Source organism: Lysobacter sp. P5_C4, from assembly GCF_054049695.1.
This window is the reverse complement of record NZ_JBFULX010000001.1, coordinates 40,050-63,239: the sequence shown is the minus strand read 5'-3', so window position 1 is coordinate 63,239 and position 23,190 is coordinate 40,050. Positions and strand designations below refer to the sequence as shown.

General features: G+C 65.8%; 18 protein-coding genes. 12 read left to right on the top strand and 6 right to left on the bottom strand.

Annotated features, from left to right (window positions below):
- Positions 1 to 126: 126 nt before the first annotated feature.
- Together ACXJJ8_RS00190 and ACXJJ8_RS00185 are read left to right on the top strand one after the other, a co-directional pair.
- Entirely contained in the window at positions 127 to 1,710 is a 1,584-nt protein-coding gene (locus ACXJJ8_RS00190) for an arylsulfatase (RefSeq protein ID WP_499026113.1), read from the top strand.
- Complete coding sequence (locus ACXJJ8_RS00185; protein WP_499026111.1) at positions 1,707 to 2,498, top strand: transporter; 792 nt, start codon at positions 1,707 to 1,709, stop codon at positions 2,496 to 2,498. The genes ACXJJ8_RS00190 and ACXJJ8_RS00185 overlap by 4 nt, the downstream gene beginning before the upstream one ends.
- A gap of 60 nt (positions 2,499 to 2,558) precedes the next feature.
- Here the strand turns inward: ACXJJ8_RS00185 and ACXJJ8_RS00180 are convergent, their stop codons facing one another.
- From ACXJJ8_RS00180 to ACXJJ8_RS00165, 4 genes are read right to left on the bottom strand one after another with little or no spacing between them, the layout of a single operon-like run.
- Positions 2,559 to 3,395 carry a MurR/RpiR family transcriptional regulator gene (locus ACXJJ8_RS00180; protein WP_499026109.1) on the bottom strand — a complete coding sequence of 279 codons (837 nt, stop codon included), beginning with the start codon at positions 3,393 to 3,395 and terminating at the stop codon, positions 2,559 to 2,561.
- Position 3,396: 1 nt separating this feature from the next.
- A complete protein-coding gene (locus ACXJJ8_RS00175) occupies positions 3,397 to 4,494 on the bottom strand; it encodes a dipeptide epimerase (RefSeq protein WP_499026107.1) in 1,098 nt (365 codons plus the stop codon).
- Positions 4,495 to 4,516: 22 nt separating this feature from the next.
- Positions 4,517 to 5,926, bottom strand: a complete 1,410-nt coding sequence (locus ACXJJ8_RS00170; protein ID WP_499026106.1) for a C40 family peptidase — start codon at positions 5,924 to 5,926, stop codon at positions 4,517 to 4,519.
- A 10-nt stretch (positions 5,927 to 5,936) separates the two neighbouring features.
- Complete coding sequence (locus ACXJJ8_RS00165; RefSeq protein WP_499026104.1) at positions 5,937 to 7,088, bottom strand: DUF819 family protein; 1,152 nt, start codon at positions 7,086 to 7,088, stop codon at positions 5,937 to 5,939.
- 167 nt (positions 7,089 to 7,255) lie between these two features.
- Here ACXJJ8_RS00165 and ACXJJ8_RS00160 point away from each other — a divergent pair, with 167 nt between their 5' ends.
- The 5 genes from ACXJJ8_RS00160 (at position 7,256) to ACXJJ8_RS00140 (ending at position 15,151) form a co-directional block, all read left to right on the top strand.
- Positions 7,256 to 8,749 (top strand): transglutaminase-like domain-containing protein, encoded by a 1,494-nt coding sequence (locus ACXJJ8_RS00160; protein ID WP_499026103.1) that lies wholly within the window; start codon positions 7,256 to 7,258, stop codon positions 8,747 to 8,749.
- Positions 8,746 to 11,679 (top strand): TonB-dependent receptor, encoded by a 2,934-nt coding sequence (locus tag ACXJJ8_RS00155; RefSeq protein WP_499026102.1) that lies wholly within the window; start codon positions 8,746 to 8,748, stop codon positions 11,677 to 11,679. The genes ACXJJ8_RS00160 and ACXJJ8_RS00155 overlap by 4 nt, the downstream gene beginning before the upstream one ends.
- A 55-nt stretch (positions 11,680 to 11,734) precedes the next feature.
- On the top strand, positions 11,735 to 13,276 hold the full coding sequence (locus tag ACXJJ8_RS00150; protein ID WP_499026101.1) for a serine hydrolase domain-containing protein: 1,542 nt from the start codon (positions 11,735 to 11,737) through the stop codon (positions 13,274 to 13,276).
- Between the two features lie 43 nt (positions 13,277 to 13,319).
- Positions 13,320 to 13,709: a hypothetical protein gene (locus ACXJJ8_RS00145; RefSeq protein WP_499026100.1), complete on the top strand. Its 390-nt coding sequence runs from the start codon at positions 13,320 to 13,322 to the stop codon at positions 13,707 to 13,709.
- Between the two features lie 332 nt (positions 13,710 to 14,041).
- Positions 14,042 to 15,151: a right-handed parallel beta-helix repeat-containing protein gene (locus tag ACXJJ8_RS00140; RefSeq protein WP_499026098.1), complete on the top strand. Its 1,110-nt coding sequence runs from the start codon at positions 14,042 to 14,044 to the stop codon at positions 15,149 to 15,151.
- 84 nt (positions 15,152 to 15,235) lie between these two features.
- Here the strand turns inward: ACXJJ8_RS00140 and ACXJJ8_RS00135 are convergent, their stop codons facing one another.
- Together ACXJJ8_RS00135 and ACXJJ8_RS00130 are read right to left on the bottom strand one after the other, a co-directional pair.
- On the bottom strand, positions 15,236 to 15,796 hold the full coding sequence (locus ACXJJ8_RS00135; RefSeq protein WP_499026096.1) for a hypothetical protein: 561 nt from the start codon (positions 15,794 to 15,796) through the stop codon (positions 15,236 to 15,238).
- Positions 15,797 to 15,873: 77 nt separating this feature from the next.
- On the bottom strand, positions 15,874 to 17,376 hold the full coding sequence (locus ACXJJ8_RS00130) for a tetratricopeptide repeat protein (protein ID WP_499026095.1): 1,503 nt from the start codon (positions 17,374 to 17,376) through the stop codon (positions 15,874 to 15,876).
- A 137-nt stretch (positions 17,377 to 17,513) separates the two neighbouring features.
- On the opposite strand from ACXJJ8_RS00130, the gene zwf reads away from it, so the two are divergent.
- Genes zwf through eda form a run of 5 tightly spaced genes read left to right on the top strand, consistent with a single transcriptional unit; the run spans position 17,514 to position 23,149 of the window.
- On the top strand, positions 17,514 to 18,974 hold the full coding sequence (gene zwf / locus ACXJJ8_RS00125) for a glucose-6-phosphate dehydrogenase (protein WP_499026093.1): 1,461 nt from the start codon (positions 17,514 to 17,516) through the stop codon (positions 18,972 to 18,974).
- Positions 18,974 to 19,675, top strand: coding sequence for a 6-phosphogluconolactonase (gene pgl, locus ACXJJ8_RS00120; protein ID WP_499026091.1), 702 nt, complete (start codon positions 18,974 to 18,976; stop codon positions 19,673 to 19,675). Before zwf ends, pgl begins: the two co-directional genes overlap by 1 nt.
- Complete coding sequence (gene edd, locus ACXJJ8_RS00115; protein WP_499027176.1) at positions 19,672 to 21,519, top strand: phosphogluconate dehydratase; 1,848 nt, start codon at positions 19,672 to 19,674, stop codon at positions 21,517 to 21,519. The genes pgl and edd overlap by 4 nt, the downstream gene beginning before the upstream one ends.
- Positions 21,516 to 22,499 (top strand): glucokinase, encoded by a 984-nt coding sequence (glk, locus tag ACXJJ8_RS00110; protein ID WP_499026090.1) that lies wholly within the window; start codon positions 21,516 to 21,518, stop codon positions 22,497 to 22,499. Before edd ends, glk begins: the two co-directional genes overlap by 4 nt.
- Complete coding sequence (gene eda / locus ACXJJ8_RS00105) at positions 22,496 to 23,149, top strand: bifunctional 4-hydroxy-2-oxoglutarate aldolase/2-dehydro-3-deoxy-phosphogluconate aldolase (protein WP_499026089.1); 654 nt, start codon at positions 22,496 to 22,498, stop codon at positions 23,147 to 23,149. The genes glk and eda overlap by 4 nt, the downstream gene beginning before the upstream one ends.
- Positions 23,150 to 23,190: the final 41 nt, after the last annotated feature.

The following is a 23,190-nucleotide window of genomic DNA, read 5'->3' as shown; positions in this document are numbered from 1 at the left end:
ACATTCTGCAACGACTTGCGTTAGAGGGCGGTGCAGTAGAAATACTGACGCGCGCCCGGTAGTTATCGCGTAGCTGCGCCGGCGCGCGTTTCAGATCATGGTCGTTCCACGATCGGAGTTGCGCGCATGGCCAAGACCAAGACGGCACCGCCGCCGAAGACGAAGAAAGGCAAGGGCGGCAATGGCGGGCGCAAGCCCAACATCCTGGTGATCTGGGGCGACGACATCGGCATCGCCAACCTGAGCTGTTACACGCACGGGTTGATGGGATACCAGACGCCCAACATCGATCGCATCGCGGCCGAAGGCATGCGCTTCACCGATTCCTATGGCGAGCAGAGCTGCACGGCGGGACGCTCGTCGTTCATCACCGGTCAGAGCGTGCATCGCACCGGTCTGTCGAAGGTCGGCATTCCCGCGGCGCCGCAAGGCATGATGGAGTCGATCGTCACGATCGCCTCGCTGCTCAAGGACCAGGGCTACGCCACGGGTCAGTTCGGCAAGAACCACCTCGGCGACCTCAACAAGCACCTGCCGACACTCCACGGCTTCGACGAGTTCTTCGGCAACCTCTACCACCTGAATGCGCAGGAAGAGCCGGAGATGGACGGGTATCCCAAGGATCCCCGCTATCTCGAGCAGTTCGGTCCGCGCGGCGTGCTCCACAGCTGGGCGACCGACAAGGACGACAAGACGACGCATCCGCGTTGGGGCCGCGTGGGCAAGCAGAAGATCGAAGACACCGGACCGCTGAACACCAAGCGGATGGAAACCTGCGATGACGAGTTCGTCGCCGCGGCATCGGATTTCATCAAGCGCGCGGACAAGAACGACACGCCGTTCTTCGTGTGGCTCAACACCACGCACATGCACTTCATCACCCACACCAAGAAGAAGAGCCTCGGACAGGCCGGCGAAGACCAGTCGGCGTACCACGACACGATGGTCGACCACGACCGGAACGTCGGACAGATGCTCGATCTGCTCGACGACCTCGGGCTCGCCGAAGACACCATCGTGATTTATTCCACCGACAACGGCCCGCACATGAATACCTGGCCGGACGGCGGCATGACGCCGTTCCGCAGCGAGAAGAACACGAACTGGGAAGGCGCTTTCCGCATCCCGGAAATAATCCGCTGGCCCGGCCGTATCGCCCCGGGCGCTGTTTCGAACGAAATCATCCAGCACCACGATTGGCTACCCACCCTGCTCGCCGCGGCAGGCGACACGACGTGCATGGATCGGCTGAAGAAGGGCGCGACCGTCAACGGGCGCAAATACAAGAACCATATCGACGGCTTCAACTTCCTGCCGCACCTCACCGGGGAGACCAGGCAAGGCCCGCGCAATTGGTTCTTCTATTTCAGCGACGATGGCGACGTGCTCGGCATCCGCTGGAAGAACTACAAGATCGTCTTCATCGAGCAGCGTTGCAAGGGAACCATGCAAGTGTGGGCCGAGCCGTTCACCACCCTGCGCGTCCCGAAGATATTCAACCTGCGCACCGACCCTTACGAGCGCGCGGACGTAACGTCCAATACGTACTGGGACTGGATGGTGCACCACGCATTCTTCGTCTACGGCGCGTCGGCGGCCGCCGCACAGTTCATGGGCACGTTCAAGGAATTCCCGCCTGCGCAGATGCCCGGGACGTTCACCATCGACCAGGCGATGCAGAAGATGACCGAGGTACAGGGATCGTCATGACGCTCGCGCGGATCGGCGTTCCGTTCCTCCTCCTGGCCGCGCCGTTCGCGGCGCGCGCCCAGGATGCGGATGCATTGGCGAAGAAGCTCTCCAACCCGGTCTCCGACCTGATCAGCGTGCCGTTCCAGTTCAACCATGACGATGGCTACGCCGATGGCGGCAGCCGCACGTACATCAACGTGCAACCCGTCGTGCCGGTCTCCCTTTCCGAGCACTGGAACATGATCTCGCGCACGATCCTGCCGATCGTCGACCAACACGACGTGCCGCCGGGATCGGGCGACGAGTTCGGCCTCGGCGACATCACGCAGAGTTTGTTCTTCACGCCGAAGACGCCGACGTCGAACGGTTGGGTGATCGGTGTCGGCCCTGCGTTCCTGATTCCGATCGCGACCGATGATCTGCTCGGCACGGAGAAGTGGGGGCTCGGCCCCACGGCGGTCGTGCTGAAACAGGATCGCGGATGGTCCTACGGCGCGCTGGTGAACCACATCTGGTCGGTGGCGGGCGAAGACGATCGGCAGGACATCAGTTCGACGTTCCTGCAACCGTTCCTGTCGAAAGCGTTGGGGCAGGGGCGCACGCTGTCGTTCAATTTCGAGTCGACCTACGACTGGAAGCACGCGCAATGGACCGTGCCGTTCAACGTCGGCTACAGCAAGGTGACGAAGGCCGGATCGCAGATGTTGAGCTGGCAGATCGGGGCGCGTTACTTTTTCGAAACACCCGAGGGCGGCCCGGACTGGGGCGTACGGGCCACGCTGACGCTGCTCTATCCGGCGCATTGAACACTGCATGGCATTCGCGTTGATCCTGGTCGCGATCTTCGACAAGAACACGCGGCGCGGCTAACCTTCCGGCAACAAGCGGATCCGTTCCAGGTTCGCCTGCAGCGTCGCCAGCCGATCCCCGCGCCCTTCGCACAACAGCACGAACAAGCGATCCAGCAAGTGCTGCACGCCGGCCTGGTACAACAGCGGCGCGACGTGCGGGCGATCATCCTGGCCACTCACCAGCAAGGCGATGTCCGCGTGCGCGCGCAGCGCATTGGACGTATGCCGCGTGATCGCGACCACCTTGCCCTGACGTTCGCGCATGCTGCGCGCCAGTTGGCAAAGCGCGGCCTGTTTGCCGTGTTCGCTGATGGCCAGCAGCACGTCGCCCGCGCGACACGCGGCGATGCTGGCGCCCAGGTGCGCGTAATCGAAGTGGTGCACGCTGCCGATGCCGAGCATCGAGAGGCGATAGGCGAAGGCGCGCGCAGTCGTGCTGTCTTCGGCCGCGCCGATCATCAGCACGCGATTGGCGCGGCCGAGGATGGAGGCGACGTACTCCAGCGCCGAGGGCGGGTTGATCGCGCGCGTTTCGGCCTCGGCTTCGCTTTTGCGCCGCCACAGATCGCCCGACATCAACTCCGGCACTTCGGCGGTCGCGGGCACGCTCGCGGCGCCCGGGTCCGGCGTCATCGCTTCGGCGATCGAGTACTTCAGGTCCGGGTAGCCGCGATAACCGAGCTTCTGGCTGAACTTCACGACGCTCGACTGGCTGATGCCCAGCGCCGCGGCCAATTGCTGCGAAGAGTAGTCGCGCAGCAGTTGCGCATTCTCCAGGATGAAATCGGCGATGCGACGCTCGATCGCGGACATCTGTTCGCGTTCGGCGCGGATCTTGGGCAACGGCTTCATGTCAGGCGGCAATGGGTTCGAGGCCCCGGATGTGCTTGATGCCCAAGCCCGGCGCGTCGCCGATCGTGATCTCCGACTCGTTGAAAAGCACGCCGCCGTCGACGGGGTTGAACTGGCTCAGCGACGGGCCGTCGAGGTCGACCTTGGTGATCGCGTCGGACTTGGCGACCGCCACGTGCGCGGCCGCGGCCACGCTGATGGAGGATTCGAGCATGCAGCCGATCATGCACTCGATGCCGTGCAGCGCTGCGATGTCGGCAATGCGGATCGCGTTGGAGATGCCGCCGGTCTTCATCAGCTTGATGTTGACGATGTCGGCCGCGTGCATGCGGATCAGGTCGATCACCTGCGCGGGGCCGAAGACGCTTTCGTCGGCCATGATGGGCGTGCGCACGCGCTCGGTGACGTAACGCATGCCCTCGAGATCGGCGGCCTTCACCGGCTGCTCGACGAGCTCCAGGATGATGCCGGCGTCTTCCATCGCGCTGATGGCGTGCACGGCCTGCTTGGCGGTCCAGCCCTGGTTGGCATCCAGGCGGAGCAGGGCGCGGTTTTCGACGGCGGCGTAGATCGCCTTGGCGCGTTCGATGTCGACCCCGATCTCCTTGCCGACCTTGATCTTCAGCGAATCGAAACCGCGTTCGACGGCCGCGAGCGAGTCGGCCACCATCTTGTCGATCGTGTCGACGCTGATCGTGATGTCGGTGGTGATCACCGGGTCGCCGCCGCCAAGCACGCGGTAGAGCGGCGCATCGAAGGATTGCGCGAACAGGTCGTACAACGCGATCTCCACCGCGGCCTTCGCGCTGGTGTTGCGTTCCATCGAGGTCTGCACCAGGCGCGTGAGCCGGTTGAGGTCGCCGACCTCCTGTCCGATCACGCGCGGCGCGATGTAATGCTTGATCGCATCGATGATCGAGCCATGCGTATCGCCCGTGATGACGGCCGTGGCCGGCGCCTCGCCGTAGCCGACGTGGCCGGTGTCGGTGTGCATCATCACGATGACGTCCTCCACCTTGTCCACCGTGCGCAGCGCCGTCTTGAACGGCGTCTTCAGCGGCACGCGCAGCATGCCGAATTCGATGCGGGTGATCTTCATGGCAGTCGTGTCCCTGGAGACATCAGTGCGAAGTGGCGACGCGGACGACGCTGGTCATGCGGTCCACGTAGCGGTGCGATTCGTCGTACATCAGCGGGAGCAGCGGCGTCACCGAGACGCCGTTGAGGTGCAGCGAGCGCAGCTTCCCGTCGGCGGCGCGCATGGTGCCGCCGTTGGTGTCGTGGATGACGTAGGGCTGGTCGCCGATCCAGCCGATCACCATCATCACGTGGCCGGGGATGTAGACCAGGTCCCCGGTCTGCAGGTCCTTGATCGTGGCCTCGCGCTGCGCGCGCGTGCTCTTGTCGTCGAACAGTGTCTTGTGCAGCGACGGGCTCTTCGACTGGTCGCGCGTATTGCGCGGCATCAGGATGCCCATCGTTGCGTAGACGTCGGAGACGAAGCCGCTGCAATCGCGCGCGTCGTAGTCGTGTCCCCAGCCATAGCGTTCGCCGAGGAACTTGAAGGACTGGCGCAGGATGTTGGCGTGGGTGAGCGGCAGGTAGTCGCCCTGCGTGTCGGCGTTCTTCTGCACCAGCGCGGGCGCGATGCGCAGCGTGCCGTTCGCCTCGCGCACGGGCAACTCGACGGTCCAGGACGAATAGGGGTGCTGGCCGTTGACGATCTTGTCGGGCGCGAGGTTCGCGATCGGCAGCCGCGTGGACATGTCCAGCGAGAGTTCGGAGCCTTGCGGCAATTCGGGCGAATACACGGTGCGGACCTTCGCGCCGGTCATGACGCGGAAGGGCGTGCGCTGCGGAAAGCCGAGGACCACCTCGCGCGCACCTTCGGCCAGGGATTTCCTTTCGACCCAGGCGCGATAACGCGGGCTGACGATGAACGCCCATTGCCCGTCGCGGCTTTCGTGCACGATCGCCACCGGGGTGCCGGGAAACAGCGCGCTTTCCTGGAAGCGGTCGATATCGGTGTCGTCGTTACTGGAAAAAACCCGCAGCATCGTCGGGAACGTCCGCAGCGCCGCGCGTTCGACGACCAGCGCGTAACGCGTCGGCGCCGACGGCGCGAGCTTGTCGAGTGCGAGCGCATCGACCAGGCCATCGAGCGTCGCCGCCGGAATGACCTGGTGCTTCTCGTCGTACAGCGTGCGCGTCGGGCGCTCGGACATGTCTTCGATCCACGCGCGCGCCTGCTGCGCCGTGATCGACGCGGGCAGCGCGGACAGGTCATGGATCGTCGGATCCTGCGCACGCATCGCGGCGTTGGCCGCGTCGATCGCGCCCTTGTCGAGCAATACACGGTCGGCATCGGCGCCGAGCTTGCCGATCCAGAAGTTCGGATCCAACTGTGCGTCTTCCACGCCGACGACGCCGCTGGCGGGGCGCACGAGCTGCGTGGGCTCGCGTGCGAAGGCCGGCGCGAGCGCGAGCAGCAACGCGGCAGCCATCAGGGAATGAGCGGGACGAATGCGCATCTTCGATCTCCTAGGGCTGCAATTGCGCCAGCACTTGCGCCATGACCAGGCCGAACCCCGTACCGAGGATGTAGCCGAGCAACGCAAGCAGGATGCCCACGGGAACCAGGGCAGGGGAATACGACGCTGCGAGGACGGGCGTGGCCGCCACGCCCCCCACGTGGGCGAGCGAGGAAATGCCGCACAGGTACAGGTCGAAACGGAAGAGCTTGGCCAGCAAAGCCAACAATACGGCGTGGATGAGCAGGATCGACAGGCCGCAGGCGAGATACCACGGGGCCGAGGCGATGCCCTCGAAATTGCTTTGCGAGGCGAGGATCGCAACGATGAAGATGAGCATCGCGCTGGCGATCTTCGACGAACCCGGGAAGCGTGCGAGCGGTGTATGCGCGACGATCAACCCGAGTACGGTGGCGATCATGATGGTGTACGAAGTCGCGCTGACGTAGGCCGATTCCGGCAACACCCCGGTGAGGGCGCGCGAGATCACGCCCGCGCCGAGGGCCAGGCCCAGCCACAGCAGCACGGCGTCCGGCGTGATCGGGCCCGAGGCATCCGGCACCGCTGCAACGATGTCGGTGCTCGGCTTGGCGCGCGTCCAGCGGTCGAAGGCCGGCGCCAGGCGGCCGACCGAAAACAGCACCGCGACCCACACCGAATAGCACAGCGCATCGGTGAGCAGCGCCAGTCCCTTGGATTGCTCCGACAGCCCTGCGCCTTGCGCGACGGCGACAAGATTCGCCGAGCCACCGACCCAGCTCCCGCTGAGTGCCGCGAGCGGTTGCCACGCGGTATTGGACGGCAGCGCGTAACGAAACAGGAAATACGTCGAGACGAAGGCGACGAACAGGCACAACGTCGTGCTGAAGAACACGGCGAGCACGCGCGGTCCCAGCCGGAAGATGTTGCGAAGGTCGCAGTGAATCATGAGCAGGAACAGCATCGCCGGCAGGATCTGCGCGATCAGCGTCTTCTGCGCGGCCTGGATGTCACCTGCGATCTTCCACGCACCGGCCACCGACAGCCCGGTGACGAGCAGGTACACCATGACGATGGGCGGCATCACCGAGAACACGCGCCATTGCGTGCGGCGTTCGAGCATCGGGAACAGCCCCGCGATCAGGAGCATGAGCGCGAGGTAGGGCCACACCGTCTGGATCATCGGGTCCCCCGTCGCCCGCGGGTGGGGCGCCGGCTGGAATATATATTCATCGATTGTCGGAAAGGAAGAATAATTTATTGACCGACTGTCATATTGGTGCTACACAACGCTCCGCAGCTCCCACATGCAGGGGTTCAGTGCGCTTGGACACGAACGGTCGCCACCGGATGTCCGCTTCCCGTTCCGCGCGATGGCGCAGGGGAACGCCGCTGCTGTCCCTCGCATTGTCCGCCGCGCTCGTGGCCGGCGCCGCCTTCGCCTTCGATCCCCCGCCTGCGCCACCCGACATCGTCGCGATGATCGACCGCGGCGACTTCAAGGCCGCCAACGCCGCCATCGACGCCGCGCTCGCGCAGAAGAACGTTTCCGCCGACACCGCCCGCGCACTCTCCTTCGAACGCGAGCGCATGCGCCGCATGCGCCTGGACTTCCCGCACGACGAAGCCAAGGTGCGCGCGGACATCAGGAAGCAGGTCCCCGATCTGCGCGACGACGAGTTCGCGCGATGGGAAGCCGACAACACCCTCGAACACATGACGATCGACGGGCAGAAGCGCTACTTCCAGCGCTCGGTCGGCAATCTCTGGCGCCTGAATCCCGAAGCGCTCGCGCGCCGGACCGAACCGCCGAAATACACGTCGAGCCCGCTGGAAAGCCTCAATCCGCATCACCAGCAAGCGCGTCTTGCGGCGATCGCCAGCGGCAAGGCAAGCGTGTTGCCGCAGCGCTTCCGCATCACGCAGACGCTCACCGTCAACGCCGATGCGGTCCCGGCGGGCGAAACGATCGATGCGTGGATTCCGTTCCCGCGCCACATCGTCGGCCAGCAGGACGACATCAAGTTGGTCGGCAGCATGCCTTCGAAGGGCGATCTTGCGCCCGAATCGGCGCTGATGCGCACGATGCACCTGCAGGGCAAGGCGGAAAAGGGCAAGCCGACCAAGTTCGACGTCACGTATGAAGTGACGATCTCCGCGCAATCGCACCAGATCGACGCGTCGAAGATCGTGCCGCTGAGCGAGAAGGAAAAGCGCGAGCTTGCGCCGTACCTCGGGCAGGAATTGCCGCACGTGCAATTCACCGACGCGATGCGCGCGCTTTCGAAGCAGACCGTCGGGGACGAAAAGAACCCCTACGAAATCACGCGCAAGCTCTTCGCCCTGGTCGACGACAAGTACCCCTGGGCCGGCGCGCGCGAGTATTCGACGATCCCGAACATCAGCGACTACGCCTTGCACGCGCACCACGGCGACTGCGGCCAGCAGACGCTGCTGATGATCACGCTGCTGCGCTTGAACGGCATTCCCGCGCGCTGGCAGTCCGGAATGATGTTCTCGCCGACCGATTACTGGAACCTGCACGACTGGGGCCAGGTGTATCTCGCACCGTATGGATGGGTGCCGATGGACGTGACCTTCGGGCGCCTGGGAGGCGACCCGGCCACGCAATGGTTCTATCTCGGCGGGCTCGACGGCTATCGCATCGCATTCAACGATGCATGGGGCGTCGACTTCGTGCCGCGCAAGACGCACTTCCGTTCCGACAATGTCGATTCCCAGCGCGGGGAAGCGGAATGGAAGGGCGGCAACCTGTATTTCGACCAGTTCGATTACGACTTCGAATGGAACCTGGTTCCAACCACACCGCCGGAGGGGGCATGAGTGGCATGAAGAACAAGAAGAACAACTCGCTGCATCGCACGTCGCTCTGGCTCGCCCTGGGGATGGCGCTGTCCGCGCCGATCGCCATGCCGGCCTTCGCGGCGAATACCGATGGCTCGCTGGTCGGCCATTCGGCCGCCGGCGCGACGATCACGGTGAAGAACCCGGCGACGGGCTTCGAACGCACGGTGACCGCGGATTCGGAAGGCAACTATCGCTTCCCCTACCTGCCGGTCGGCGCGTACACCGTCGAAGTCACGCAGAACGGCCAGGCCATCGGCAGCCCCGTCACCGTCACCATCAGCCTCGGCAATGCGACGACGCAGAACCTTGCGGGCGCCTCGACGGAACTGGAAACCGTGCAGGTGCAGGGCAGCTCGATCTCGCCGATCGACGTGACCTCGACCGAGACCGCGACGAACGTCACCGCCGAGCAATTGCAGCGCCTGCCGATCGAGCGCGATGCGCTGTCGGTCGCCCAGTTGGCGCCGGGCGTGGTCCGGGGTGAATTCGGCGGGATCTCGTTCGGCGGTTCGTCCGTCGCCGAGAACGCGGTCTACATCAACGGCCTGAACGTCACCGACTTCTACAACCGCGTCGGCAACTCCAGCGTGCCCTACCTGTTCTACCAGGAATTCCAGGTCAAGACGGGCGGTTACTCGGTCGAATTCGGCCGCACCACCGGCGGCGTGATCAATGCGGTCACCAAGTCGGGTACCAACGAGTTCAAGTACGGCGCCGAGCTGGTGTGGGAACCCGACTGGTTGCAGTACACCCAGAAGAACCATGAAGGTCGCGTCTCGCAGTACGACGAATACGACCGCGCAAGCCTGAATCTCTACGCGTCCGGCCCCTTGATCAAGGACCGCCTGTTCTTCTTCGGCATGTACGAAGGTCGCGACTACGAGCCGCGCAACTCCGACGACTCGTACGACACGTATTTCGACGGGAAATCCAACAGCGGCTTCTGGGGCGCGAAGCTCGATTGGCAGATCACCGACAACCATACGTTGTCGTTCCTGGCCTTCTCGGACAACGACTCGCTCACCACCGACGAGTTCGACATCGAGCCGGACAATGACCTGGCGGGAGCGCGGGTTTACCAGAACACCACGTTCAACGAGAGCGGCGGCGACAACTGGGCGCTGACTTATACCGGCTATCTCACCGACACGTTCTCCGTGCGTGCGATGTACGGCGAGAACCAACGCTCGACCGACATCCACAGCCTTGCCGACGACACGCGCCAGCTCGTGCAGGATCGCCGCAACAGCAGCGCCTTCATCGGCGGCACGAGCAACACCTCCGTCATCGCGCGCGAGGACGATCGCGAGCAATCGCGCATCGACTTCGAATGGCAGCTCGGCGACCATCTGCTGCGCTTCGGCTACGATCACGAGAGCAATACGAGCGATTACAACAGTCGCTATCCGGGCGACGGCCGCCGTTTCGAAATCTTCGAAACCGAAGACCCGACCGTCAACGATGCGCCGGTTCCCCCGGGCACGACCTCGTATGTCCGCACGCGCGAAGTCCGTAACCAGGGGACGTTCGAAACGACGAACACGGCCTGGTACATCGAGGACAACTGGAGCATCACCGACCGGTTCCTGCTCAACGTCGGCGTCCGCATGGAAGAGTTCGACAACAAGAACGGGCAGGGCGAAAGCTACATCAAGATGTCGGACATGTTCGCTCCGCGCCTGGGCTTCTCCTGGGACCTCAAGGGCGACTCGAGCATGAAGTTGTACGGCAACGTCGGCCGTTACTTCCTGCCGGTGGCGAACGTCATCAACATCAAGCAGGCCGGTCCCTTCCTCGATCGCCGCACGTTCTACCTCTGGGACGGGCAGTTCGACGCGAACAGCGTGCCGATCCTCGGCCAGCAGTTGGGCGAGGTCGATGTCTCGCAGGGCGACGGCACCGTGCCCGACGTGCGCGGCGAAGTGGATGCCAACATGGATCCGGTGTACCAGGACGAGTTCATCCTGGGCTTCCAGCAGCAGCTGGACCCCTCGTGGTCGTGGGGCGTGCGCGGCATCTACCGCAAGCTGCACAACGCCATCGACGACATGGGCGTGACCTTCAATGGTTACTGCGACACCGACTTCTTCATGATGGCCAACCCGGGCGAAGTGGCGACCGTGTTCGGCGACACCGATTGCGATGGCGTCAATGATGCCTGGATCAACATCGACACCGCGGTGACCGGCTGGGCGCTCGACAACCCCGGTCCGCTGCAGACGCGGGGCTGGAACAAGCCGCGTCGCGATTACAAGGCCCTGGAGTTCGTCCTCGACCGCTCGTGGGACAACAAGTGGTCGTTGAACGCCTCGTACACGCTGGCCTTCAGCGAAGGCAACGCCGAGGGCCCGGTCAACTCCGACACGGACTTCTCCGATACCGGCCGCACCGAGGCGTTCGACGATCCGTGGGTGAACCTCGACGCCGAAGGCTACCTGCCCAACGACCGCCGCCACCAGATCAAGTTGAACGGCGCCTATGCGATCAACGATGCGTGGGAAGTCGGCGCATCGCTCGACGCACGTTCGGGTCGCCCGATCAGCGCGTTCGGCGTGGCCAACCCCTACGACGATACCCAGTTCCACTCGCTGTTCATCTGCGTAGCCAACTGCGACGCCGACGACAGTCGCGATCGCACGTACGTGAACTACGGACGTGGCGGGATCGGCCGACTGCCGTGGACCGCCGACCTCGGTGCGAACATCACCTACAAGCACTCCTTCGGTACCGCCGACCTGCGGGTGAAGTTCGCCATGTACAACATCTTCAACATGCAGCGTGTCACCGAGGTCAACGAAGACCTGCAGTTGGCGAATAATCTGAGTGGCACCAACGACCTCTATGGCCAGGGCACGACGTACCAGTCGCGCGCCTACAGCCAGCTCACCGTTTCGCTTGACTTCTGAAGTCGGCACCCCCGGCGGCCCGCCCTCCGGGCCGCCGTTTTTTTTCGGGGAATGCATGAAGCGATCATTTGCATCGGTCCTGTGCCTGCTCGCCTTCGGCGCGCAGGCACAGTCGTCTTCGTACGACCGCATCGTCGACGATACGGTGGCACGTTACCGGCTGCCCGGCATCGCCGTGGGCGTGGTCGAGGACGGCAAGATCGCCTACGCCACCACGCGCGGCGAAACACTCGCGGGCAGTGGCCACGAGCTCACGTCGAAGTCGCTGTTCAAGATCGCATCGAACTCCAAGGCGATGACCGCGAGCGTGCTCGCGCGCCTGGTCGACCAGGGTAAGCTGCACTGGGACGATCCGGTCACGAAATACCTTCCGCAATTCGCGATGTTCGACCCGTGGGTCACGCGCAACATGCAGGTGCGCGACCTGCTCGTGCACAACAGCGGCCTGCCCGAAGGCGGCGGCGACCTGATGCTGTGGCCCGAGCCGAACCAGTTCACGCGCGGCGACATCATCGGCGGGCTGAAATACATCAGGCCCGCCTACGGCTTCCGGTCCGGTTACGCGTACGACAACCTGCTGTACGTCGTCGCCGGCGAAGTCGCCGCGGCTGCGGGCGGGGCGTCGTACGAAACGCTCGTGCAGCGGGAGGTCTTCGATCCGCTCGGCATGCAGCGTTGCAAGGTCGGCGCATTCGACCGCGATGCCCTCGGCGATGTCGCGCAACCGCACGTGCGCACGGAGGGCATGCATTACAAGCCCGGCGACAACGTCGATGGTGCGCAGGTGCCCGCAATCACGTCGGCCGCCGCCGGCGGCATCCGCTGCAGCCTCGACGACATGCTGCGCTGGATGCAGGCCTGGCTCGCGCCGGATGCGCAAGCCAGGGCCTGGCTGTCCGACGCGCAGCGCAAGGAGATGTGGAAGGCGCGCACGCCGATGCCGATCTCGGCGCGGCGCGTGAAGTGGGACAAGACGCATTCGCTCGCCTATGCCTACGGTTTCCGCTTGGCGGACGTCGATGGACAATGGACGGTCTCGCATACCGGTACGTTGTCCGGCATGTATTCGGCGATGGTGTTGTTGCCCGACATGCGCAGCGGTTTCGTCTTCATGATCAACGCCGATGCCGACGACACGCGGACGGTGCTTTCCGAAGTGTTGACCAAACATTTCACGAAGCCCGCAGCCAACGCGACGATCGCGCCGTACGCCGACGAAATCGAAGCCGAATGGAAGCAGGCCGAGGCCGCCGCGAAACCAAAGACCAAAGCCGACGGCAAGCGCGTGGTGCTCGCCGCGCCGTTCGATCCGCAGCGCACGGGCACGTGGCGCGATCCGTGGTTCGGCACCGTGCGCCTGTGCCCCGTCGATGGCCGCTTGCAGTGGGCCTCGGCGAAGTCGCCGCTGATGACGGGCCACATCGTCACCGTCGATGGGCACTGGCGCATCGATTGGGACGCCGACCGCATGGACCTGGAAGCCTGGGTCGACTTCGACAAGGGCCACATGCGCATGCGCAAGGTGGATCCGGAGGGGGATTTCAGCTCCGATTTCGAGGATCTGGATTTCACGCGCACGGGCGATTGCGCGCCGTAAGGCGTTACATTGGGGTCCCGCGGCCCCGGCAACGGAGTGCCCCATGCGATCGCAGACCCTCCAGCGCTTCCTTGCTTCGGTCTTCCTCGTCCTCGGCACGTGGTGCATGTTGCTGCCGCGGATGGTGGAACAACTGACGATCCGCCCCGAGCACCAGGTGCTCACCGCGACCTCGGCGGTGTTCATCGCGTGCTTCGGCGCACAGGCGGTGTTGTGCGGGGCGATCATCTGGTTCGCGAAGTTCACGCCCAAGACGTTCCTGGCCTTCGGGCTGCTCGGGTCGATCCCGTTCTTCGCATTCAATTGGTACTTCTACTTCGTGCAGCCGATTTTCACGAAGTGGATGCTGCTGGACTTCGCCGGCAACGTGGCGATCCTGGCCTGCGGGCTGATCGGTTATCGCATTTCGCATCGCGAGCATCCGCTCGGCTGAGCGGGTGTACGCATGACGTTGCGACCTCACATCTGACGTAGCGGGAGCGCCTTTTGCCTCTTCGCGAGCGTCGATTTCACGTGAAGCCAACGTTCGAACATGCGCTTGATTCGCGCGTTTCACGTTCGACATCTCGGTTTAAGGTTTTCTTAACATCACGAAAAACGTGCCTTAATCGCCTATTTTTCGTATTCAGCAATGCCAAGCTGAACCATACATGCGGCGCAATCCGCAGTTTTTGCATTTCACGCTAGCCAAAATTCACGCGGTCTCTACATTTGCCCTCGCCGAGCGGGAAACCGCTTTCTTCTCCAAGTCCCGAGGGTTTCCAAATGCTGCAGTCCAACATCGCGCGCCGCGCCTTCCTCAAGAACTCCGCCCTGTGCGCGGTCCCGCTGCTGATCGGTGGCGTCTCGCTCCCCGCCTTCGCGCTGACGACCCCGCCGACGCGTGCCCGCGGCACGGCCCTGTTGAACGTCAAGAACTACGGTGCCCTCGGCAACGGCGTGAAGGACGACACCGCCGCCATCCAGGCCGCCATCAACGCGCTGCCGACCACCGGCGGCACGGTGCAGGTCCCGGCCGGCACGTACATGATCGACACGTCGAAGAAGATCAACCTCCGGAGCAAGATGCACTTCCAGCTCCTGCCGGGTGCGATCCTCAAGGCCAAGACCTCGTCGCTGTCGCGCCACTACATCCTCTACATCAACGACAAGTCCGACGTCGAAATCTCCGGCGGCCAGCTCGTCGGCGACCGCGCTACGCACGTTTACGCCGGCGGCGGCACGCATGAGTGGGGCCACGGCATCCAGTGCCTCGGCGGCGTGCGCGTCACCATCCGCGACGTGCGCGTGGCCGACTGCACCGGCGACGGCGTCTGCATCGGCGGCTCGGCCAACGACGTGGTCATTGCGAACATCATCTCGACGAACAACCGCCGCCAGGGCCTGTCGATCACCAACTGCTCCAACATCAAGGTGTACGACTCGGAGTTCAGCTTCACCAACGGCACCGCGCCGGAGTGCGGCATCGACCTCGAGCCGGACAACAGCTGGACCACGAGCAACGTGCTCATCCAGAACTGCCGCATGAACGACAACAAGAAGTACGGCGTCAACATCTGGAACCGCGTTTCCAACGTCACGTTCGACGGCTGCACCTTCGAGCGCAACGGCAGCCTCGGCATGGGCACGGTCGGCATCACCGGCCTGACGGTCAAGAACAGCACGTTCCGCCTGAACTCGGCGACGGGCGTGGTGTACAACACCGACTCCAAGTCGGTCACGCACACCAACAACCTGTCGTACCAGAACTACACGCGCCTCGGCGCCAAGGTCCGCACGCCGTTCACGCAGACCGGCTGGACGAGCAAGATCGAGCGCGACGTGCTGATCCGCGGCGGCGCCCTGGTCACCGTCGGTACGAACAACTTCCAGTAAGGAAGTCGCGAACGCTGTCGCACTCGTCGGCGACAACGCAGGAAGGCCCCCGAGCCATCGATCGGGGGCCTTTTTTTTGCGCGCTCAATGCACCGGGATCATCAGGTGCTGGTAGGGCGTGCCGGACCACATCACGTAGGGAACGGCGGTGTCGGGATCGGCGCCGTGCGGGTACATCGCATAGAACTCGGGGGCTGCGCCGACCACCATCACGTGCGGGCCCGTCTGCACCCAGTGGTTTTCCTTCGACGGCGCGGTGGCGTAGGGGTCGGTGTTGCTCGCATCCGTGCCGCCTTCGAGCATGTACATCAGCCCGACCTTGCCGACGGTCGGCGTCTTCTTGCCCATCCACGCGTTCGCCCAATCCATCGCGGCCGCGTCCATGCACATCGGATCCGGGCCGGGCGTGGTGGGGTTGTCGGGCATGCAGGTGAAACCGTTGCTGCCTTCGCGCAGCGTGCGCGCGACGCCCTTGGCGTCCACGGCGATGACCTTCGCGCCCTCGGCGACCTTCGCCGGCGCCGCTTTCGTGGCGCTCTGGATGAGTTGGTCGTCGGAGAAGGGCGCGGTCGGTTTGTCCTGTTCGCTCGCGGCGGTCGCGCAGGCGGCCGCGCACATAGCGAGCACCAGGAGGGATCTGGACATGGGGACCTCCACGATTGGAAAGCCGGATGCATCTCCGGCGGTTCCAACAACGGCAAGCGGGCTGGGGGGCGGTCGGGTTAACCCGTCTTGTTCGCGCCCAGTTGCGACGCGCGACGCTTCGGGTATTGCGCGAGCGCGCGCATGTACGCCGCATGCGCGTTCGCGCGCTGGCCCAGTTCGACGTACAGATCGCCGAGCAGTTCCTGCGCGGGCAGGGTGGGCCCCGGGGTCACGGCGTGTTTCGGCGTGGATGCTTCGAGCACCGCGGCCGCCTGGAGTTTTTCGATTGCTTCTTTCGGGTGCCCGTTCGCTTTCGCGATGGCGCTTTCCAGTTCCAGGCGCAGCATGTGGATGTTGCGTTCGAACAGGGGTTCGCCGGCGGTTTGCATCCTGGCCTGCAACACGCCGAGCCGATCCATCGCGGCGAGCGCATCGGCCTTTGCGCCGGTCTTCGCCGACCCCAGGCCATGGGCGAACTGTGCGATCGCCTGGGGCCACGCGTACTTGTCCCATTCGACCCAGGCCGGTGTGCGCGGTTGCAGCTTCGCGGCCGCGGCCCAGTCGCGCGTCTCCAGCACAATGCGCGCCTGCACCGACGCCAGGTGGAAGGCGGTCTTGAACGAAGGCTGCAGGTGTTGCGTGGCGAGCAAGCGATCGCGCTGTTTCCTGGCGTTGGCCACATCGCCCTGCTGCAGGTAGCCGTAGACGAGATATTCGATCGCGTGCGGGAACTCGTCCCACACGAACTCGCCTTTCTCGCCGGCCGGGTAGCGCAGCGCCGCATCGGCCGCGCGCAGGTTGCCGCGGACCACGCCGGCCCAATCGCCCTGGCGTGTGTAGACGTGCGTGGGCATGTGCAGCGCATGCGGATTGTCCGGCGCGATTGCTTCGTAGCGATGCACGACGTCGGGGAATTCGCGTTCGCGGCCGGGCACGTCGTCGGCGTGTACGAGGTAGTGCATGGCGCCGGGGTGATCGGGGTCTTCGCGCAGCACGCTTTCCAGCAGGGCGGCGGCCGCGTCGGCATTCGCGCGCGTCGCGCGATCCTGCGGCGTGGTCGCGAGCAGGCCCAGCGCCGCGAAGGCAGTCGCGTCGTGGTCGTCCGGGAAGGCCGCGTGCAACTTCTGCGCGGCCTCCGACCAGCGGCGGATGCGCGCCCAGTAATCCCCGGCATCGGGGTGTTCGAAAAAGGCCGCACCCGTTTCGATGAACCCGCGCTCGCGCGCATCCTGCGCCCCCAGGGCGCGCGCCCTGCCGATTTCGTCCCAGCCGAGCTTGCGTTCCGCCAGATCCGGCCGCGTCGGCCACAGGGGCTGGAAGAGCGTCATCGCGACGCCCCAGTGGGCCATGGCGCACTTCGGGTCCTTCGTCGCGACCGCGCGGAAGCCCGCGCGCGCCTGCGGATAGGTCATGTGGTGGAGCAGCGTGAGCGCGCGGTCGAAGTCTGCGCGCACGCCCGGCGCGCAATGCACGCCGAAGTCGGCCGAGCCGCCATGGCCGGCATGCGGGTCGCCCGCGCCGGCCTGGCCGATGAAAACGCATGAAAACGCGAGCGCAGCGATGCGCAGGGTCTGTTTCATGATCCGTCTCCTGGGCGGCCTCCGATCGTAGCAAGGTCGGTCGCAGTGCCTTTGCATACGTAATCACCGCCGCCGTCACCGCAGGCAAGGCCGTTGCGGTTTACGCTTCGGCCTTGTCCCTTCCCCATTCAGGTCGCATGCCCGGCAACTGCGCTTGTCTCCTCGTGATCTTCGGCGCCTCCGGCGACCTGGCGCAGCGGATGTTGCTGCCGTCGCTCTACGGCCTCCAGCACGCCGGGTTGCTGATGCCCGAGCTGCGCATCCTCGGTACCGCGCGCAGCGCGATGGACGACGCAACATTCCGCACCGAGGTGGCCGATGCGGTGCGCCGCAACGTGCCCGACACCGACCTGGACGAATCATCCCTCGATGCGCTGCTGGCGCGCATCACGTATCACGCCGCCGACAGCGGCGATCCCGAATCGATGCAGCGCCTGGGGCAACGCATCACCGCGCTGCGCACGGGCGAAATCCTCTATCACCTCAGTACCGCGCCGCGCTTCTACGTGCCCATCTGCGTCGCGCTCGGTGCGCTGGGCCTCGCAGGCCCCGGCACGCGCGTGATGCTCGAGAAGCCGATCGGCACCGACCTCGCCAGTGCGTTGAACATCAACGACGGCGTGGCGCGCGTGTTCGACGAAGACCGCGTGTTCCGCGTCGACCATTACCTCGGCAAGGAAGGCGTGCAGAACCTGATCGCGTTGCGATTCGGCAATGCGATGTTCGAGCCGCTGTGGAACGCCCGCCACATCCAGCACGTGCAGATCACGGTGGCCGAAACCGTCGGCGTGGAAGGCCGCGGCGATTACTACGACACCAGCGGCGCCATGCGCGACATGATGCAGAACCACCTGCTGCAACTGGTGTGCCTGACCGCGATGGAGCCGCCGGCGCGCTTCGAGCCCACCGCGGTGCGCAACGAGAAGATCAAGGTGCTGCGTTCGCTGCGTCGCATCGGGCCCGGCGAGGTGCAGACCGAAACGGTGACGGGGCAGTACACCTCGGGCGCCGTCGGCGGCAGGGTCGTGCCGGGCTATGGCGAGGAACTCGGCCGCCCGAGCCGCACCGAAACCTTCGTCGCGATGCGCGCGCACATCGACAACTGGCGCTGGTCCGGCGTGCCGTTCTACCTGCGCACCGGCAAGCGCATGCCGCGCCGCGCCACCGAGATCCACCTGCAGTTCCGCGCCGTGCCGCATTCGATCTTCGATCCGCGCGCGAAAATCGCGCCGAACTCGCTCACGATCCGCCTGCAACCGGAAGAACGCATCGAATTGCGCCTGATGAGCAAGACGCCGGGGCTGGATCGGGCGGGCCTGCAGTTGTCACAGGTGGCGCTGGACCTGGACATGCACGAGGAATTCGCGGCGGCGTCGCGACGTCCCGCGTACGAGCGCCTGTACCTGGATGCGCTCGAAGGCGTCGGCACGCTCTTCGTGCGCCGCGATGAAACCGAAGCGGCGTGGGAATGGGTCGATGCGGTCATCGACGGCTGGCGCGCGAACGACATCGCGCCGAAACCCTATCCCGCCGGGACCTGGGGCCCGGCCAGCGCCGTGGCGATGACCGAACGCCACGGACACACGTGGCGCGAGTGATGGGCTGGGTCGAACACGACTATCGCGATCCGGAGGCGCTGGCCACGGCGCTCGCGCAAGCGCTGCACGCCGCGTGCCGCGACGCCATCGATGCACGTGGCCGCGCGGTGCTCGCCCTCGCCGGTGGACGCACGCCGCTCCCCGCCTATCGCGCGCTCGCGGCGATGCGCCTGGATTGGTCGCGGGTGGCGCTGATGCCCAGCGATGAACGCTGCGTGCCGCACGATCATCCCGCGTGCAATGTCGCGGAGTTGCGCGCCGCCTTCGCCGATGCGCGCGGCGTGGCGATCGAATCGCTGACCACCGACGACGGTGACCCCACGCGCTCCGAAGCGCACGCGCGCAGCCGCCTGGCGATGTATTCCGAAGCCTTCGACGCGATCGTGCTCGGCATGGGGCAGGACGCGCATACCGCATCGCTGTTCCCCGGCGCGCCGCAGTTGCACGCCGCGCTCGACCTGGACAACGCGCTCGATGCCACGCGCATCGATCCGCACCCCTTGCCGCCCGAAGCGCCATTCCCCCGCATCACCCTGACACTGTCGCGCCTGCTGCGCACCCGCGCATTGCACCTGGCGCTCACCGGCCAGGCCAAGCGCGACGTCCTGCAGGCCGCGCGCGCCTCCGGCAACATGACCCGTCATCCCGTCGCCGCGCTGGCCGAAGGCGAAGCGACCGTGCAAACGCACTGGAGTCCCTGATGCTGCATCCCGTCGTCGCCCGCGTGACCGAACGCATCGTCGAACGCAGCCGCGCAACGCGCGCCGATTACCTGGTGCGCATGGCGCGTGCCGCGGAAGATCATGAAGGCGGGCCCTCCCGCCAACGCCTGAGCTGCGGCAACCTCGCGCACGGCTTCGCCGCCGCCGGCGACGATAAGCCGCGCCTGCGCGGCGGCAGCGCCGGCAACATCGGCATCGTCACTGCCTACAACGATGTGATCTCTTCGCACCAGCCGATGGAGCACTACCCGACGCTCATCCGCATGGCCGCGCGCAACGCGGGTGGCAGCGCGCAGGTCGCCGGCGGCGTCCCCGCGATGTGCGATGGCGTGACGCAAGGGCGCACCGGCATGGAGTTGTCGCTGTTCTCGCGCGACAACATCGCGATGGCCACGGCGGTCTCCCTGTCGCACGACATGTTCGATGCAGTGCTGTGCCTGGGCGTATGCGACAAGATCGTGCCGGGCCTGTTGATCGGTGCGCTCAGTTTCGGGCACCTGCCGGCGATTTTCGTGCCGTCGGGGCCGATGCCGCAGGGGCTGACCAACAAGGAAAAAGCCGCGGTTCGCCAGCGTTATGCCGAAGGCAAGGCCACGCGCGAGGAGTTGCTCGACGCCGAAGCCGCGTCGTACCACGCGCCCGGCACCTGCACGTTCTACGGCACGGCCAATTCCAACCAGACGATGATGGAAGCGATGGGCCTGCACATGCCGGGCACCGCGTTCGTCAACCCCGGCACGCCGTTGCGCGATGCGCTCACCGTTGCGGCGGCTGAGCAGGCGCTACGCATCTCCAGGCTCGGCGAGGACTATCGTCCGCTGTGCAAGACCGTCGATGAGCGCGCGATCGTCAACGCGATGGTCGCGCTCGCGGCCACCGGCGGATCGACCAATCATGCGATCCATCTGGTCGCGATGGCGCGCGCCGCTGGGGTGCTGATCGATTGGGACGACCTCGATGAACTCTCGCGCGTCACGCCGCTGATCGTGCGCGCGTATCCCAACGGCGCGGCCGACATCAATCATTTCCACGCTGCCGGCGGTATCGGCTTCGTGTTGCGCGAGTTGATCGATGCGGGCCTGGTGCATGCGGACGTGCCGTGCGTGCACGGCGGCGACCTGCGACAGCAGGCCATGGAACCGTATCTCGACGGCACGAGGTTGCGCTGGCGCGAAGGGCCGAAGGAATCGCTGGACCTGGGCGTCGTCAGGCCGGTCGCCGATCCCTTCGACAGGGAAGGTGGATTGCGGCGCGTGCAGGGAAACCTCGGGCGCGGCATCGTCAAGATTTCGGCGGTCGCACCCGAATACCGGAAGATCGAAGCGCCGGCGCGCGTGTTCGAATCGCAGGACGACCTGCTCGACGCCTTCAAGGCCGGCACCCTGCAGGGCGACCTGATCGCGGTCATCCGCGGCCAGGGCCCGCGCGCGAACGGCATGCCGGAGTTGCACAAGCTCACGCCGACGCTCGCGGCGATGCAGGATCGCGGGCAGCGCGTCGCGCTGCTGACCGACGGGCGCATGTCGGGCGCGTCGGGCAAGGTGCTCTCGGCCATCCACGTCACGCCCGAAGCCGCCGACGGCGGGCCGATTTCGAAATTGCGCGACGGCGACCGCATGCGCATCGATGCCGACGCCGGCACGATCGATGTCGACGTGCCCGCCGCCGAGTGGGACGCGCGCACGGTGCAACACGGCGACTTGCGTGCCAACCGCACGGGCTTCGGCCGCGAGTTGTTCGCGATGATGCGCGCGCAAGTCGGCACGGCCGAGGCGGGCGGCAGCGCCTTGTTCCTGGATGAAGACGACAGGAGTGCGCGATGAGTCGCGTCGCCCTGGTCGCCGACATCGGCGGCACGAATGCACGCTTCGCACTGACCGACCTCGACGCGCCCACGCCCGTGCTGCGTGCTATGCAGGCGTTGAAGGCCTCGGAGTTCGCGAGCCTGGAGCATGCGATCGAACATTACCTCGCGTCGGTCGGCGAGGCGCCGAAACACGGCGCGCTCGCGGTGGCCAGCCCCGCCGATGCCGACGAAATCCGGCTGACGAACCGCGCGTGGTCGTTCTCCCGCACGGCATTGCAGCGCACGCTGGGTTTCGACGAATTGCGTGTCCTCAACGATTTCGGCGCGATCGCGTGGGCGGTGCCCGCGCTCACGCAGGCCGACCGCGAAACCTTGCATGGCCCGACATCGGGCCCGTTGCGCGGGCCGGTCACCGTGATGGGGCCCGGCACCGGATTGGGCGTCGCGATGCTCGTGGGTAGCCAGTCGCATGGATGGCACGCGGTCGAAACCGAAGGCGGGCATGTGACCTTCGCGCCCATCGGCGACGAAGAGCAGGCGATCGCACGCTGGTTGACGGCGCTGCATGGCCGGTGTTCGAACGAACGCGTGCTGTGCGGCGCGGGCCTGGCGCAAATCGACGCCGTGCTGCGCGGCATGGCGCATGACATCGAAGCCAGGCCTGCGTTGCGCGACCCGGCCGCCATCGTCGCCGCGGCGCTCGCGGGCCACGATGTCGCGGCGCGCCGCGCGCTCGCGCGATTCTGTTCGGTGCTCGGCAGCGTGTCGGGCGACGCGGCGCTGATCCAGGGCGCGCGCACGCTGGTCATCGCCGGTGGCATGGTGCCGCGCTTCGTGCCGTTCCTGCGCAGCAGCAATTTTCGCGAGCGATTCCTGGCCAAAGGCCGCTTCGCCGCCTACCTCGAAGGCATCACCATCCATGTGATCACGCACCCGCAGCCGGGCTTGCTCGGGGCGGCGACGGCCTTGCGGGCTTTCCCCGGAGCGAACGCATGAACTGGACCCACGAAAAACGCATTGCCGCGGTCGACGCCATCCTCGACGGGGCGCCCGTCATGCCCGTGCTCACCATCGAGCGCATCGAGGACGCCGTCGCGCTGGCCCGCGCGCTGGTCGACAACGGCCTGCCGGTGCTCGAAATCACGATGCGCACGCCCATCGCGCGCGAAGCCATCGCACGCATCGCGCGCGAAGTACCCGACGCCATCGTCGGCGCGGGGACGGTCGTGCGTGCCGACGACCTGCGCGCGATGGTCGATGTCGGTGCGCGCTTCGCGATCGCGCCGGGTTCGACCGACGCGCTGTACGCCGCCGCGGCCGAAGCGCCGATTCCCTTCATTCCGGCGATCGCCACGGCGAGCGAGTTGATGCGTGGCCTGGAGTTCGGGCACGCGCGGTTCAAGTTCTTCGCGGCCGAATCCTCGGGCGGGATCGCGGCGTTGAAGTCATTCGCCGGGCCCTTCGCGCACGTGAAGTTTTGCCCGACGGGCGGCATCGACGCGGCGAAGGCGACGGCGTACCTGGCGTTGCCGAATGTCTCGACGGTCGGCGGCTCCTGGATGGTGCCGAAGGCCGCGCTCGACACGCGCGACTGGGCGGCGATCGGGCGCCTGGCGGCCGAGTGCACGCGCTTGCGCGGCGCTTAAGCCTTCCGAAACTCCTACAACACGCCGCGGCATCCACCGAT

Bases quoted from the DNA above. Each gene is read 5' to 3' on its own strand.
- ACXJJ8_RS00190 (WP_499026113.1), top strand. From the start codon at position 127: ATGGCCAAGACCAAGACGGCACCGCCGCCGAAGACGAAGAAAGGCAAG.
- ACXJJ8_RS00185 (WP_499026111.1), top strand. From the start codon at position 1,707: ATGACGCTCGCGCGGATCGGCGTTCCGTTCCTCCTCCTGGCCGCGCCG.
- ACXJJ8_RS00170 (WP_499026106.1), bottom strand. From the start codon at position 5,926: ATGCGCATTCGTCCCGCTCATTCCCTGATGGCTGCCGCGTTGCTGCTC.
- ACXJJ8_RS00150 (WP_499026101.1), top strand. From the start codon at position 11,735: ATGAAGCGATCATTTGCATCGGTCCTGTGCCTGCTCGCCTTCGGCGCG.
- ACXJJ8_RS00175 (WP_499026107.1), bottom strand. From the start codon at position 4,494: ATGAAGATCACCCGCATCGAATTCGGCATGCTGCGCGTGCCGCTGAAG.
- pgl (WP_499026091.1), top strand. From the start codon at position 18,974: ATGGGCTGGGTCGAACACGACTATCGCGATCCGGAGGCGCTGGCCACG.
- ACXJJ8_RS00140 (WP_499026098.1), top strand. From the start codon at position 14,042: ATGCTGCAGTCCAACATCGCGCGCCGCGCCTTCCTCAAGAACTCCGCC.
- ACXJJ8_RS00160 (WP_499026103.1), top strand. From the start codon at position 7,256: ATGTCCGCTTCCCGTTCCGCGCGATGGCGCAGGGGAACGCCGCTGCTG.
- eda (WP_499026089.1), top strand. From the start codon at position 22,496: ATGAACTGGACCCACGAAAAACGCATTGCCGCGGTCGACGCCATCCTC.
- zwf (WP_499026093.1), top strand. From the start codon at position 17,514: ATGCCCGGCAACTGCGCTTGTCTCCTCGTGATCTTCGGCGCCTCCGGC.
- ACXJJ8_RS00135 (WP_499026096.1), bottom strand. From the start codon at position 15,796: ATGTCCAGATCCCTCCTGGTGCTCGCTATGTGCGCGGCCGCCTGCGCG.
- ACXJJ8_RS00155 (WP_499026102.1), top strand. From the start codon at position 8,746: ATGAGTGGCATGAAGAACAAGAAGAACAACTCGCTGCATCGCACGTCG.
- ACXJJ8_RS00130 (WP_499026095.1), bottom strand. From the start codon at position 17,376: ATGAAACAGACCCTGCGCATCGCTGCGCTCGCGTTTTCATGCGTTTTC.
- ACXJJ8_RS00145 (WP_499026100.1), top strand. From the start codon at position 13,320: ATGCGATCGCAGACCCTCCAGCGCTTCCTTGCTTCGGTCTTCCTCGTC.
- glk (WP_499026090.1), top strand. From the start codon at position 21,516: ATGAGTCGCGTCGCCCTGGTCGCCGACATCGGCGGCACGAATGCACGC.
- ACXJJ8_RS00180 (WP_499026109.1), bottom strand. From the start codon at position 3,395: ATGAAGCCGTTGCCCAAGATCCGCGCCGAACGCGAACAGATGTCCGCG.
- ACXJJ8_RS00165 (WP_499026104.1), bottom strand. From the start codon at position 7,088: ATGATCCAGACGGTGTGGCCCTACCTCGCGCTCATGCTCCTGATCGCG.